Source organism: Staphylococcus casei, from assembly GCF_030294405.1.
GTDB lineage: Bacteria > Bacillota > Bacilli > Staphylococcales > Staphylococcaceae > Staphylococcus > Staphylococcus succinus.
The window spans coordinates 729,802-744,017 of sequence record NZ_CP125718.1 but is presented as its reverse complement, the minus strand read 5'-3'; the positions used below and the strand labels follow the sequence as shown (position 1 = coordinate 744,017).

At 33.3% G+C, this 14,216-nt stretch carries 14 protein-coding genes; 7 read left to right on the top strand and 7 right to left on the bottom strand.

Annotation, left to right across the window (positions count from 1 at the left end; translation table 11 throughout):
• The first annotated feature begins 62 nt into the window (after positions 1-62).
• Complete coding sequence (locus QMO72_RS03295) at positions 63-1,226, top strand: CapA family protein (RefSeq protein WP_103266434.1); 1,164 nt, start codon at positions 63-65, stop codon at positions 1,224-1,226.
• A gap of 229 nt (positions 1,227-1,455) precedes the next feature.
• On the opposite strand, the gene QMO72_RS03290 is transcribed toward QMO72_RS03295, so the two are convergent.
• The 4 genes from QMO72_RS03290 to QMO72_RS03275 all read right to left on the bottom strand — a co-directional run bounded on the left by QMO72_RS03290 (position 1,456) and on the right by QMO72_RS03275 (position 5,110).
• Positions 1,456-2,616, bottom strand: a complete 1,161-nt coding sequence (locus QMO72_RS03290; RefSeq protein WP_103266433.1) for an acyl-CoA dehydrogenase family protein — start codon at positions 2,614-2,616, stop codon at positions 1,456-1,458.
• 404 nt (positions 2,617-3,020) lie between these two features.
• A complete protein-coding gene (locus QMO72_RS03285; protein WP_103266432.1) occupies positions 3,021-3,368 on the bottom strand; it encodes a transcriptional regulator, SarA/Rot family in 348 nt (115 codons plus the stop codon).
• Between the two features lie 315 nt (positions 3,369-3,683).
• Positions 3,684-4,043: a hypothetical protein gene (locus QMO72_RS03280; protein WP_069822830.1), complete on the bottom strand. Its 360-nt coding sequence runs from the start codon at positions 4,041-4,043 to the stop codon at positions 3,684-3,686.
• A 14-nt stretch (positions 4,044-4,057) separates the two neighbouring features.
• A complete protein-coding gene (locus tag QMO72_RS03275; protein ID WP_103266431.1) occupies positions 4,058-5,110 on the bottom strand; it encodes an LLM class flavin-dependent oxidoreductase in 1,053 nt (350 codons plus the stop codon).
• Positions 5,111-5,612: 502 nt separating this feature from the next.
• Between QMO72_RS03275 and QMO72_RS03270 the strand changes: the two genes are divergently transcribed.
• On the top strand, positions 5,613-6,335 hold the full coding sequence (locus tag QMO72_RS03270; protein ID WP_103267463.1) for a CHAP domain-containing protein: 723 nt from the start codon (positions 5,613-5,615) through the stop codon (positions 6,333-6,335).
• A gap of 644 nt (positions 6,336-6,979) precedes the next feature.
• On the opposite strand, the gene nhaC is transcribed toward QMO72_RS03270, so the two are convergent.
• Both nhaC and QMO72_RS03260 read right to left on the bottom strand, forming a co-directional pair.
• A complete protein-coding gene (gene nhaC / locus QMO72_RS03265; RefSeq protein ID WP_103267462.1) occupies positions 6,980-8,371 on the bottom strand; it encodes a Na+/H+ antiporter NhaC in 1,392 nt (463 codons plus the stop codon).
• A gap of 45 nt (positions 8,372-8,416) precedes the next feature.
• Positions 8,417-9,487 (bottom strand): NAD/NADP-dependent octopine/nopaline dehydrogenase family protein, encoded by a 1,071-nt coding sequence (locus QMO72_RS03260; protein ID WP_103267461.1) that lies wholly within the window; start codon positions 9,485-9,487, stop codon positions 8,417-8,419.
• A 243-nt stretch (positions 9,488-9,730) separates the two neighbouring features.
• Here QMO72_RS03260 and QMO72_RS03255 point away from each other — a divergent pair, with 243 nt between their 5' ends.
• From QMO72_RS03255 to QMO72_RS03235, 5 genes are all read left to right on the top strand, one after another.
• Positions 9,731-10,102, top strand: coding sequence for a DUF4870 domain-containing protein (locus tag QMO72_RS03255; protein WP_103267460.1), 372 nt, complete (start codon positions 9,731-9,733; stop codon positions 10,100-10,102).
• A 315-nt stretch (positions 10,103-10,417) separates the two neighbouring features.
• Positions 10,418-10,885: a CHAP domain-containing protein gene (locus tag QMO72_RS03250; protein WP_069822836.1), complete on the top strand. Its 468-nt coding sequence runs from the start codon at positions 10,418-10,420 to the stop codon at positions 10,883-10,885.
• Positions 10,886-11,019: 134 nt separating this feature from the next.
• The gene (locus QMO72_RS03245; RefSeq protein ID WP_069822837.1) at positions 11,020-11,340 is read left to right on the top strand and encodes a DMT family transporter; all 321 of its coding nucleotides are present in this window, start codon (positions 11,020-11,022) and stop codon (positions 11,338-11,340) included.
• Positions 11,340-11,654, top strand: coding sequence for a DMT family transporter (locus QMO72_RS03240; protein WP_103267459.1), 315 nt, complete (start codon positions 11,340-11,342; stop codon positions 11,652-11,654). The genes QMO72_RS03245 and QMO72_RS03240 overlap by 1 nt, the downstream gene beginning before the upstream one ends.
• Positions 11,655-12,012: 358 nt before the next feature.
• The gene (locus QMO72_RS03235; RefSeq protein WP_103267458.1) at positions 12,013-12,969 is read left to right on the top strand and encodes a 2-hydroxyacid dehydrogenase family protein; all 957 of its coding nucleotides are present in this window, start codon (positions 12,013-12,015) and stop codon (positions 12,967-12,969) included.
• Positions 12,970-13,082: 113 nt separating this feature from the next.
• On the opposite strand, the gene QMO72_RS03230 is transcribed toward QMO72_RS03235, so the two are convergent.
• A complete protein-coding gene (locus tag QMO72_RS03230) occupies positions 13,083-14,207 on the bottom strand; it encodes an FAD-dependent monooxygenase (RefSeq protein ID WP_103267457.1) in 1,125 nt (374 codons plus the stop codon).
• Positions 14,208-14,216: the final 9 nt, after the last annotated feature.

Below are 14,216 nucleotides of genomic sequence, written 5' to 3'. Positions count from 1 at the left end.
ATAAATTAACATAATCCTATTTACATTTAATATACCGCTTATCTACTCATCAGAAGGAGGATATGATGAAAAAGTTCATGTTACTTTCAACATTCATAGTCGCATTCATTTGTAGTCTGTTATTGATTATGAATTTATCCATTTTACTATTATCTGTTACTAACAATAGTAAAAAAACAGATTTTGTCGCTGTCGGTGATAACCTCATACATCCTGTTGTCTATAATAATGCCAAAACTGCTGCTCATAGCTATGACTTTAAACCTATGTATGCACCTATTAAATCATACATAAAAGACAAGGATGTAGCCTTTGTAAACCAAGAATCTCCTATGGGTGGCGATGACATACCATATTCTGGTTTCAAAAGGTTTAATACACCCAGCTCTGTCGCTAAAGATTTAGTCAATACAGGCTTTAATTTAATCAATGGATCAAATAATCATTCTTTAGATCAAGGCACTCATGGAGTTGAACAAAGAATTCAAACTTGGAATAAATATAAAAAAGAAGCCCTTTTCACTGGAACATTTAACTCAAAAGAATCACGCGATAAAATTCATGTATTCAAATCTAAAGGCATTAAAATTTCATTATTAAGTTATACCTTTGGTACAAATGGGTTAAAAACAGATAAGCCGTATCAAATTAATTATTTTAATAAAACACAAATGAAAAAAGATATCCATAAGGCAAAAAAACAAAGTGACCTTGTCATGGTCTCAGCTCACTGGGGAAATGAAGGTAAGCATAAGCCCAATAAAATGCAAACACGTTATGCTCAATTTTTAGCTAATCAAAATGTTGATGTTGTATTAGGCACACATCCTCATGTCATTCAACCAGTAAAATGGGTCCAAGGTAAAAATAATCATAAAACATTAGTTGCCTATTCACTTGGTAACTTCTTGAATGGTCAAGAAACAGGGACAGAGCGTAATCATTTAGGAGGTAGTATTCAATTTGACATCAAAAAACAACTTGGTCAAACTTACATAGACAATGTAAAATGGCGTTCTATCGTTAACCATTATGAAACACAGAATCAGCGTCTCGGTAGTCTTAAAAAAAATTTCGAATTGTATATGTTAGACGATTACACAAATGATTTAGCTAAAAAACACGGCGTAAAATATCAAGAGGATAGTCACATGTCTAAAGCGCATTTAAATGAAATCACTAAGAATGTAATAGATGACGAATTTTTGGATAAAGCGAGTTATTAATCTAAGACCACATCTAACAGTTTGGTATAAGTTAGTAGTAGCCAAAGCAATCATTTATTAATACTACCATTAAAAGAGCAAAATAGTAGGCTTTAACGACATAATACGTATCTAGCATATTTCAATCACCAGATAACGCTTCAGATACAAAGTCGTTAAAGCCTTATTTTTACATGCACATTAACTATACATCAATAAAAAAGTTGCCTAGTAAACTTAATGATAAACCTTATTTTTTATCAAAAAGACCTAATACCGATGCAGCTATGTTGCTGTATGCCATATCTTCCATTGGAGGATTATGTAATCCTGCACGCATATCTCTGTAATAACGTTGCAGCGGTCTGTCCATTTCAAGACTCTTAGCCCCTACGATTCGCATTGCAATATCAATCACTTCGAGTCCTTGATTCATCACTAAGATTTTGCTTGCCGCTGTTTCATTCCATAATTGCGCGTCCCCATGATTGGTTGTATACAAAGCAGCTGTGCTCCATAAAAAGTGACGCGCCGATAGTAAAAGTGATTCCATCTTTCCTATATTTTGTTGAACAGTAGATAAATCACCAATCGTCCCTTCTATACTACTTGGACTATGTACTTTAGCAAAATCAATAGCATAATCTCTTGCTGCTTGTGCGATACCTAAGTACACACTCGGAATATGTAAAATCCATCCGTTTGGTTTCTTTCCAGCAGCACTTCTGAGTTCAACAAAATTTTCCTTAGAGACATGTACATCATTTAACACTAAGTCATGACTTTCTGTAGCACGCATGCCCATCATATTCCAATTATCAGCTATTTCTACACCCTCGGTCTCTTTGGGAATTAGAAAATAGCCTACTTGCTCTCTTGCATTATCATATGCGCTTACAATGAAATGCGTTAATCCTTTACTCATAGACGTAAAGGTCTTCACACCATTAATTACAAACCCATCATCTACTTCAACCGCATTTGTAGATGGTCTAGCACCACGGGTTGGACTACCCGTTTCTGCTTCACTGATAGCTCTATTAACTAGTGCCCCGTTTTTCATTTCATCTGAAAACATCTTGAGCATAGATGGCTCCCACATTTGTTGTTCGTACAGTTGACCAACCACGCTTAAATGCCATCCTATAGAAAGCGCCGTTGGGCCATCAATCATTCCTAAATAACTTTGTATGATTACCATATCTTCTATGGTTGCCCCTTCTCCACCATAAACCTTAGGTAACGTTAATAAGGTATAACCTTCATTGACTAACCATTCAATATTTTCATAAGGAAATCGCGAATGTATGTCATTATAATCTGACTTCTCTTTAAATTGTTCTTTTACTTTATCTAATTTTTTAATCCATTTTTTTTGGATATCCGAATGTATTAACGCGGAATAATTCACTTTCATCACCTCATAGTTAGCTTCTACCCTAGATATTCCTAGTTTAACACTCGACTTTATTGAAAGAAAGTTTTTCAGTGTCAAACAAACCTTACTACAGCTATTAGATATCATACAGTTTCTTTTTAACGTTTATCTAATTTATAATAATGAAAAATTAACAACTCAATAGAATCCTACTATGTTTAACAGAATTGATTATGCTCTAGACAAGGAACTATTATGGCGATAATTAAACTAAACAGTTTGTGGAAAAATTACACATTATCTACTCGTAATTTTTAATATAAAAAACAAACTATTATTAAAACAATAATAGTTTGTTTTTTTGTTTATTGATTAGCTTGTCGTTTTTATTCGCCACTACATTTATCTAACTTGCTCATTTAGTTTTTTGTCTTATCTTAAAGCTGTTTTTGTAAATTTTCTATAGTATGCTTTATTTTTTCACGTTGTTGCGCATCTACGTATACAACAACTGTACGTTCATCAATATCGCTTCTTTTTTTATTCAGATATTCCATTTTTATTAATTTTTGAAGTGCTTTTGTTAGGTAATACGGCTTCAACTGTGAATATTGTGCGATGTCCTTAGCGGTAATTTCGTTATCATTACTATTGTATATATAGTTTAAAATAAACACTTCTTCATAATTTAATTGGTATTGGTGCTTTGATCGTTTAAAGAAATTTTTACCTTGTTGGTATTTCTCGATAAGTTCATTTAATGATTTAAAATGTTGTAGTTTCATATAACCACTCCTTATGTTATTTCTAGTTGTTAATATAATAATTTTATCCTATTTAACACTTTTGATTCAATATGACTAACTATGAAAAATATTAAGATTTCCTACTCTTTTTTTAATATTTTGTTTTAATTTTCAAATTTTAGTGGTCTATAGATACTTTTTATTACTAAAAATTGAATAGCTAAATAATTCACTTTGCAATACTATAGCCTCATTTTTTCCAAGAACTTCCTATTGTAATGTTAAACAAAAAAGAACTGACGCACACAATGATGATGTGTGCGTCAGTTCTTTTTTTAATATTTAAACCCTTTATTATTTTTTCTTACAATCGATTGTATCTAATAAACTGAGTGCTGCTAAACCAGTTAAGTCTAATGCGTGTTTAGCACCAGCTTTACCGTGTCCAGCTTCAAAATGTTTATAAGCTGCAACGCCTAAGACAGAAATTGATAAAAGTGAACCTAGACGTGATAATTTTTTACTTGCAAAACTTAATACGAAAAATACTGCACTTAAAGCTTCAACTGCTCCAGCTAAAGGCACCGCACTTGAAGGTAAGTTAAATACCTCTACAAAAGTATCTTTCATTGATTGATCACCTTTTAATTTAGGTTTTGCTGCATCGTACAATTCTTTAGCTAATTTTAAATTTGTTAAATAACGTAATATCATTACAAACGCTCCTTCTATTTGTTTTCAAAATATTTATCTACAATAGGTTTCACACGTTCAGCTAACAATTTGATAGTAGTCAGTGTTCTAGTATGAGGTATAGAACCCACTGGGGTGTGTAGCATAAAACGTGTAAGACCTAGTGTTTCAACCGTTTCGATTATCTTTTGTGCGACAGTCTCTGGACTCCCTACGTACATTGCACCATTTGGACCAGCCTCTCGTTCAAAACTATTTTCATCATAAGGTACCCAACCTCTTTCTTTGGCTAGCACATCGTGACTGAATTTGACAGAGGGGAAGAACTCGCGCTTAGCTTGTTCATCTGTTTCCGCAATATATCCCCATGAATGTGTCGCAATAGATAATTCATTTACATTGTGTCCATAAGATTCTGCTATAGATTTGTACATATCTATATTGCGTTTAAATCTTTTTGGGTCTCCACCGATTATAGCATAAGTTATAGGTAATCCTAATGCTCCTGCTTTTAACGAAGATTCTGGAGTCCCTCCTGTTGCTATCGCAATCGGTAATGGGCCATTTTCAGGTCTTGGATACACACCTAAATTTTGTATAGATGGTCTTAGTTCACCTTCCCAATTTACGATGGGATTATGATTAATGTTCATCAATAAATCAATTTTTTCATTAAAAAGTTGTTCATAATCATTTAAATTGTATCCAAATAATGGAAATGATTCAATAAACGACCCCCGACCAACCATAATTTCAGCACGCCCATTTGAAACAGCATCTAATGTAGAAAAGCGCTCAAACACACGCACAGGATCATCTGACGAAAGCACTGTTACTGCACTACTCAATTTAATGTGCGAGGTATTTCTCGCTGCTGCCGCTAAGACAGTAACGGGATCAGAAACTGCATAATCTGGTCGGTGATGCTCTCCTAAACCATAAACATCTAATCCATAGTAATCTGCCGTTTCAATCTCTTCAATAATATTTCGTATTCTTTGTGCATTACTCACCGCACTTTGTTGTCCATCCTCTACATAGATATCAGTATTATCAGCAAAAGATGTTAAGCCGAGTTCAACTTTCATTGCTTCACCTCACTTAACTAGTATATTTTTTATACCATTATATTAAGCCTTCAGTAAGTAAGTGTCAATATCTATGCTTATAATTTAGTTTCTTTTATTCAACCTCTTATTCAGACCATTATATTAATTATTGAATATATATTTTTTATATAATATCTTCAATTAGTAAATTTTAGTTCATTTTAATAACTATTTTCTCTCATTTATTATTGTTTGAAATTTTCTGTTATTTTACAGCGTTGTAATAAAGCATAGTGCAATTATACACCAAACATTCAAGAAACATTGATATAACAGCCTTTCCCAACTATTTTAACGACACTAATTTATTACATACCTGAATAAATTATTAGAACTAAATTACAAAACGATAACATTGCCCACAAAGGTATGTTTTTCTGATAAAGTAATTCTTGTCGTTGAAACAGCGAATAAAAATTATAAATTTGTCGTTAGAGACTGGGATAGCATTACGAAACAATTTTTAGGAGGATATTTTACAATGAAGAAAATCGCTACAGCTACAATCGCAACTGCAGGAATCGCTACTTTTGCTTTTGCACAACATGATGCAGACGCAGCAGAAAATAACAATGGTGGGTATAATCCTAATGATCCTACATCATTCGAATATTCATATACAATAGATCAACAAGGTAACTACAATTATGACTGGAAAGGTAATTGGAGCCCTAAACAAACACAACAAGAAAACAATAACAGTGGTTATAGCTACAATACACAAGCTAGCTCTACTCAATCATATACAGCAAGTAATCATACAACTGGTGGAAGAGGCGCAGTTTCACACTCTACTTCAACAAGCAACGTTAAAGTAAGTACAACTAGTGCACCATCAAGTTCATCAAATTCATCAAGCTCATTTGCAAGTAATTCAGGTTCTTCAAGTAACCTTTATACTGCTGGTCAATGTACATATTATGTATTCGACAGAGTTGGTGGAAAAATCAGTTCAACTTGGGGTAACGCTAATAACTGGGCAAGCGCAGCAGCTGGTTCAGGATATACAGTAAATAACTCACCTTCACAAGGTTCTATTTTACAATCTTCAGCTGGTGCTTACGGTCACGTTGCATACGTTGAAAATGTAAACAGTGACGGTTCAATCGAAGTTTCAGAAATGAACTACGGCGCTGGTCCTGGTGTGGTTACTTCACGTACAATTTCAGCTGGTGAAGCTTCAAGCTACAACTATATCCACTAATAAGTGAATATAAATGACAAAGCAAACGCTATTTTTAGCGTTTGCTTTGTTTTTTTATATTCACTTAACTTTAAATTTCTAATTATCCTCACCATTTTTAGGTTCATCATGTGAGTCTTTCAGACCATGCATGTAGTATGCACTAGTCTAAAATCAAAACTGATACGCTACATGAGAAAATGCGAAAAACTGTCGATTAAACAGTACTCATAGATTATCTTTCTTATATAAACGAACTAACAGTAGCAGTCTAGTATTAAGTGATTAATTAAGCATGTTGGCTTATAACCTTTAACCATCGCCTATTAAATAATTATAGTATTATAAAAATGACGCTTATCTAAATACTAAATTCATAATTAACCGGTTCTATATTGCACCATCGCTACAATATACAATACAAAACCGATTACAAAATAGATAAAAGAAGGATATCTTAAACTTTATCTTCATTAGAAGTATCGATGAATACCATGACTCATAGCAATATCGCTACAATTATCACTATAAGTGAGATGGAATCACCTCATCTATACTTATGTTTATCCGAATTATATATTTTTAAACTTATCAGTGAAAATTCATCTCTAAAAATCAAATTATGTCTAACGCTTTATCTCCATTTTTATTGCTAATACTTACAATCATGCTTTTGCTTTCTTTATAGTAATACCTGTAAATCCATAAAATAATGCAAAACAAATACATAAATAACATGGAACCGTCCAAATAAAGAATTGATCTACAGTTACGCCTAATTGTTGTGTATAGTAAATACCTGAGGTTCCCCAAGGTATAAGCGGAATAATCATTGTCCCTGAATCTTCTAGCGTTCTAGATAAATTTGTCCGATCCAAATCCATCTTATTATACATATCCATCATTAATACACCCACCATAATGATAACTACAGAAGCTACACCTGCCGCTAATACCATTATTAAACTACCTATGATTGTAGTTAATATCAATTGACCTACTGTATTTATATTTTTCGATATTTTGTGTAATATAACATCTAAACATCCTGCTTTTTCTACGATCCCCGCAAACGCATAACCACAAAAGATAGTCACAACGATTTCAGTCATGCTCATCATACCACCTTGTTCAATCAAGGTTATTGATCTTTCTGACAGTGATCCACTACTAGCAGGAACCATACTCTTGGTGAATCCATCAAACGTTGCTTTGAAACCGTCTATAATATTAAAACCATTATTTAATGCACCCACACATATGGCGCTTAAGCTTGATAATAACATCGCTGGTACTGTAGCAGTCTTACATGCTAAACAAACTACAATAACGATAACAGGTATCCAAACAAACATATTAATGTGATAAATTTGAGATAGCTCTGTTAACATTTGATTAACTTGTCTTGTATTTGTATTTCCACTATATTGTCTTCCAGCAATATACCACACAATCAAACCAATGATTGAGGCTGGTACAGTTGTCCATATCATCGCCCTAATATGCGCAAAAATATTCACTTTAGTAACCAGTGCAGCTAGATTTGTCGTATCAGATAGTGGAGACATTTTATCACCGAATACTGCGCCCGCGATAATTGCACCTGCTGCCATACCCGAACTGATATTTAACTCACTCCCAACCGCCATCAGTGCAATGCCCGCTGTAGATGCAGAACCCCAAGCAGTACCTGTTGCAACAGAAGTAATTGCACAAATAATAAAAGCAGATACTAAAAATAAATGAGGATTAAGAAATTCTAAACCATAGTAAATCAAAGATGGGACAGTCCCTGAGTACATCCAAGTACCCACGATGATGCCTACTGCTAAAATAATAAATAGAGCTGGCATTGCTGTCGCTAAACGATGCGTTATCCCTTCTTCTAAATCTCTCCATTTCAACCCCACTCGTCTTGCAATCCAAGCTGCATATGCTGAAGCCAAAATTAATAACGGCTGAATAGGAATTTCAAAAACGACAAAACCTGTAATCACGATGATAATCATGATTATGATTGTTGAAATAGATTCTAAAAATGTGGGTTGCCTTGTCATACACATGCCTCCCTTTTATAATTTTATTCAAATAATCTTTCGTATCTATTCCAATCCTAATTTAGCTTTTCCTAATTCATCTATTGTAAGGCCTTCTTCAAACAAATCACGCTCTAAGATTGTAGATGCTATTGTAATAATTGCATCTATATTTGGCGTTGCAACACCAATATGATGTCCAAGACTGGACCATAAGACCAAACCATATGTAATGTCTTCAGTTAAATATCGATTTTTCACATGGTTTGGTCCTTTGATTTGTGAAAAAACTGGACTAGTATTAAATAATCTATTGAGTGGTTCATCCTCATCCTTTTTATCTAAATATCCCCGTTCAATACGCGCTTCTTTTGCAGTTGACAGTTCAAAACCTAATTTACGTCCCAATGTTAAGCGCTCCAATTCCACGGCATGTAACAACCGCACAGTATGCTTTGTGATTCCTTCACCATATAGAGCAAAGTCATTTGCATAATCGATACGCCCTACATTTAACAATGTTGGTCCTGGATGTACTTCAGGGTTCCCATTTTCAAGATTGGTCTTCCATAAACTTTCTTCTTTAATCATGTAGGGATATAGCATTGCTATTTTATCAAAACTCTCACTCAAATATGTTTTATCATAAGTTGAAAAGTAAACTTTTCTTACATTTAAAGATAAATCAACGCGCGCTAACTCAAAATTGACCCTTGTGCCATAAGTTAATGTATTTACTTCTGCGAATTGTGGTAATACATCTATATGCATTTCTTCTAAAACGTTTATAAAACGTATGGATGCCATCGCAGCTGCCATATTAAATAGAATGATTTGATCATTTTTCAAAAAAGGCGCCATTGTATGGGCATACTGTTCAATAAAAGAAGATGGCATAATCACTTGAATAACTTCTGCATCATCAAGCACATATTCCATATCATCACTAATATCGCTAAATGCAACGAAACTTTCTTTACCTTCATTATTAAAAGTAAAACCGTTTTGCTCTATAGCTTTATCAAATTTATCAATAGATTGATTTCTACAGTATAATTTAACCTCGTGCCCTTTCTCCACCATATCTAATGCTGCAGTTACAGCTCCATTACCTGAACCAACAATTGCAATTTTCATTATTTCCCTTCTTTCTTTAATAAATAATATTATTTTAACTTTAAGCTTTACTACATTGTATAACCTATTAATAATTTCAATAAACCCAGATTGCTCCCCTTTCATTTATGATTAAATTTTTTGAATATTACGTCATTAAGTAACTTTTTATTCAAATTTCTTTAAAAATAACATTTACTTAATTGAAATATCAATAATCAAAAAACTTTGTTATAGTTATTACATCCAGAGGAGGCACATATGATGAATGAACAATATAATGCACACACATCTGAAGCAAGACAACAATTAGCTCCTACTCGTGATGAACGCGTGATGGCTACATTGATTTATGTATTAAGCTTCTTTACTTCACTTATTGCACCACTTATTATTTGGCTAATTAACCGAGAAGATTCACCTTTTGTGGACAAAGTAAGTAAAAATTACTTCAACTTTTTACTTTCATATTTTATTTGGTCTGTACTAGCGTTAATTTCTCTCTTTATTTTAATAGGCATTATTTTAGTTCCTGTTATTGCACTTTTAAATTTTATATTTACTATCGTAGCTGCTGTAAAATCATATAATGGAGAAGATTATTTACCTCCGTTAACTATCAAATTTTTTAAATGATACTAATCACAATATTGAGATTATTTACAAGTAGTGTAATATTAAAAAGTGATTTTTACTGATAATTTTCCGTAAAAACTGTTGAATAGCTCTTGAGGTCCTGACTTCATCCTGTAACCTCACATATCGTTTATTACAATGATATGTGAGGTCTTTTTAATTGGTTTACAAAAACGTAACAAACCACACAAACCTTGATTCATCTGTTAAAGTATTGTTTGTCGTGAAAAGCAAAGAAGAAATCAAACATTCAATTAACAAATAAACGATTGAATTATTATATAAGCTTTAAAAATTTGGGAGGATTTATTAATTATGAAAAAATTATTAACAGCAACAACTTTAACAGCAGGTATTGGCGCAGCAATGGTAGGATTAGATCATGGACATGATGCAAATGCAGCAGAACAAACACAAACAACTAACGAATCTACTACACAATCAACTTCAGGTTCAAGTGCTAACTTATATACTTCAGGTCAATGTACTTGGTACGTATTTGATAAAGTAAATGGCAGCATCGGTTCTACTTGGGGAAATGCAAATAACTGGGCATCAGCTGCATCATCTGCGGGTTATACAGTTAACAACTCTCCAGAAGAAGGATCAATTTTACAATCAACTTCAGGACCTTATGGCCACGTGGCATATGTTGAAGATGTCAATAGTGATGGTTCAGTACATGTTTCTGAAATGAACTATAATGGTGGACCATACTCTGTAAGTGAACGTACTATTCCTGCTGGTGAAGCTGGATCATATAACTATATCCACGTTGACTAATCAATGAAAATACCCCTTTATAACCAGTAAAGTCATATACTTTACTGGTTTTTTTATGTCTTAAAAGACACTATTGCAGTTGCTTAGGATATTTGAGAAAATAGATACGTTTCGTAAAAAAGGAGGCACAAACCATGCAATGGTTGAAAGTTATATTAGCTGGACTCATCGAAATATTATGGGTAACCGGTTTAAACGTTGCCGATTCTTTTCTAAGTTGGATTGGCGTCTTAATTATTATTATTATCAGTTTCTTCCTAGTCATATCAGCATGTAAATCCTTACCTGTTGGTACAGTATATGCCGTATTTGTTGGTATTGGTGCGGTTGGTACAGTACTCGTAGATATGATTATTTTTGGAGATCCTTTTAGTTTTATTAAAATAGCACTAATCGCATTATTAATTATCGGTATTATTGGATTAAAACTTACTACTGAGGAGGCTGAAGCATAATGACTTGGTTTATATTACTCATTGCAGGACTACTAGAAGTACTAGGCGTAGTCATCTTAAATGAGATTTCGCGCACTAAAAAGAAATGGCTAGTTGCGCTATTAGCTGTTGCATTTATTTGTAGCTTTAGTACGCTTAAAGTAGCAATGAACGATATACCTATGGGCACAGCCTATGCGATATGGAGCGGTATTGGTACAGGTGGTGGCACACTCGCTGGCATGATTGTTTATAAAGAATCTAAAAATGCTAAACGTATCTTCTTTATTACGCTAATCATCTTATCAATTGTAGGATTAAGACTAGTAAGTTAACTAACAATCATCTACAATACCATCTCACATGACCAACTTATAGCACTGCTAATTCAAAATCACCAAATCCAATATACAGACTCTAAAGATGGTACTGCAAATAATTTAATTAGGCGCAGTGCCATCTTTATGTATAGATATATCATCATACTATTAATGTCTTTTAAACCAATGAAGATGATTATGAACAATCAATTTCAAATACTATTCATCTCTTTTACTTTATAGTAATGAAATAATCTTTCACTGAATTTCCTTCTGTTTTTGTAAGCGCTTAAATTTTATGGTCAATTACTATTCAAAAATTTGTTTCGCACTTTATTATTTACTATACTTTAAGTAAAGGAAGTGATTACATATGGTAAAAGTTTTTATCGCTGGTCCAATACCTGAAGTAGGACTTAATTTGTTAAAAGAACAAGGTTTTGATGTAGATGTTTATGAAGGTCAAGGTATTATAGATCAAGATAGTCTAAAGAAAGGTGTGAAAGATGCAGATGCGTTAATCAGTCTACTGTCTACAAATGTCGATCAAGCAATCATTGACGCAGGTAAACATTTAAAAATTATTGCTAATTATGGTGCTGGTTTTAATAATATAGACATTACTTATGCACGCCAAAAACAAATCGACGTTACAAATACACCTAAAGCTTCTACTAACTCTACCGCAGAGTTAACGTTTGGCCTTGTACTTGCCGTTGCAAGACGTATCCCAGAAGGTGATACATTGTGTCGTACTACTGGCTTTGATGGCTGGGCCCCACTGTTCTTTCGAGGAAGAGAAGTATCAGGGAAAACCATTGGTATTATCGGTTTAGGTGAAATTGGTGGCGCGGTCGCTAAAAGAGCCAAAGCATTTGATATGACTGTATTATATACAGGTCCACATCAAAAGAAAGATAAAGAACGTGAAATTGGTGAAAAGTACGTAGACTTAGATACGTTATTGAAACATTCTGATTTTGTAACAATTAACGCTGCTTATACACCTGATTTACATCACCAAATTGACACTGAGAAATTCAAATTGATGAAAGCAACAAGTTATCTTATCAATGCCTCACGAGGGCCTATTGTGCATGAACAAGCCTTAGTACAAGCGTTGAAGGATAAAGAAATTGAAGGTGCAGCTTTAGATGTTTTTGAATACGAACCTGAAATTACTGATGCATTAAAATCTTTAGATAATGTGGTACTTACACCACACATTGGTAATGCCACATATGAATCTCGCGATATGATGTCTAAAATCGTGGCTCATGATACCATAAGTAAATTGAATCATAAACAGCCAAAATTCTTAGTGAATTAACTCGCCAAATGATTATTGAGTACTTATTTTAATTATATCCGCATACAATAAAAAACCTAGCTGCACATATATTGAATATGATGTGTGGCTAGGTTTTGCTTTATATTTATTCATTATTTTTGTTTAGATTTATATAAAAATTTCGTCTGATTACTTATTAATTTGTTGGGTATCATTTTCGCAATAGCATTTCTAACTGCAACCACAAAACCATTGCGTCGTTGCGCAATTTTTCCTATTTTTCTAGAACGTAGCGTTACTTTTTTAGTATGTTTTACTCTTAGTTTATCATAACGTTGAAGTGCTTCGTCAAAGTCATAATTGGCAATACAATTTGCTAAAACAATCGCATCTTCCATCGCCTGTCCCGCGCCTTGTCCCATATTTGGTGTCGTTGCATGCGCTGCATCACCTAATAAAACAATGCGTTGATAAATAAATGTCTTCAAAGGATTAAGATCATAAATATCGTGTAATAATATATCTGTTTCACTTTGTTTATCCAGTATTTTTCTCACTTCATTAGGAAAATGATTAAATCTAGCCTGCAAGTGCGGTTTACCATATGATTGCATCTTTGTATCTTTTTCTTTTGCATTGATAGAAATAAACCAATAAGCTTGATTATTGAGTAGTGATACAATACCTACTCTGCCTTTTTTAGACCAATATTCTTTGGCTATGTTTGTATGTTTAATATCTACATCTTCCACTAAGCCTCTAAATACTGTATAGCCTTGATATATAGGTTTACTATTGGGTACTGTAACCTCACGTGTTTTTGCATGAACACCATCTGCGCCAATACATAGATCAAATGACTCCTGTTCCTGCGTTTCAAAATGTAATGTCACTTTTAATGCGCCATTATCGATATCTGTAACGTAATGATTGGTAAATATAATTTGATTAGGTACATATGACTTAATAATATCTATCAATGACTGACGTGTCATTGTTAAATTAACTGTGTTTTTTTTCAATTTCATTCTAGATAACATATTATTTTTGTCGTCTAACACTTCCATCGTGTCAATCACTTGGCCAACATTTTTAATGCCTTTTGCTAAATCATGTTTCCCTAATTTTTCAATGACATTACCACCAATCCCGATACCTGCACCTACTTCAGAGACTTGACTGTTTTTTTCAAAAATTTTAACCTCATGACCTTGTTCATTTAATAAAGCTGCTGCCGTTAAACCACCGATGCCTGCGCCTACTATTGCTATTTTCATTTTTCATTC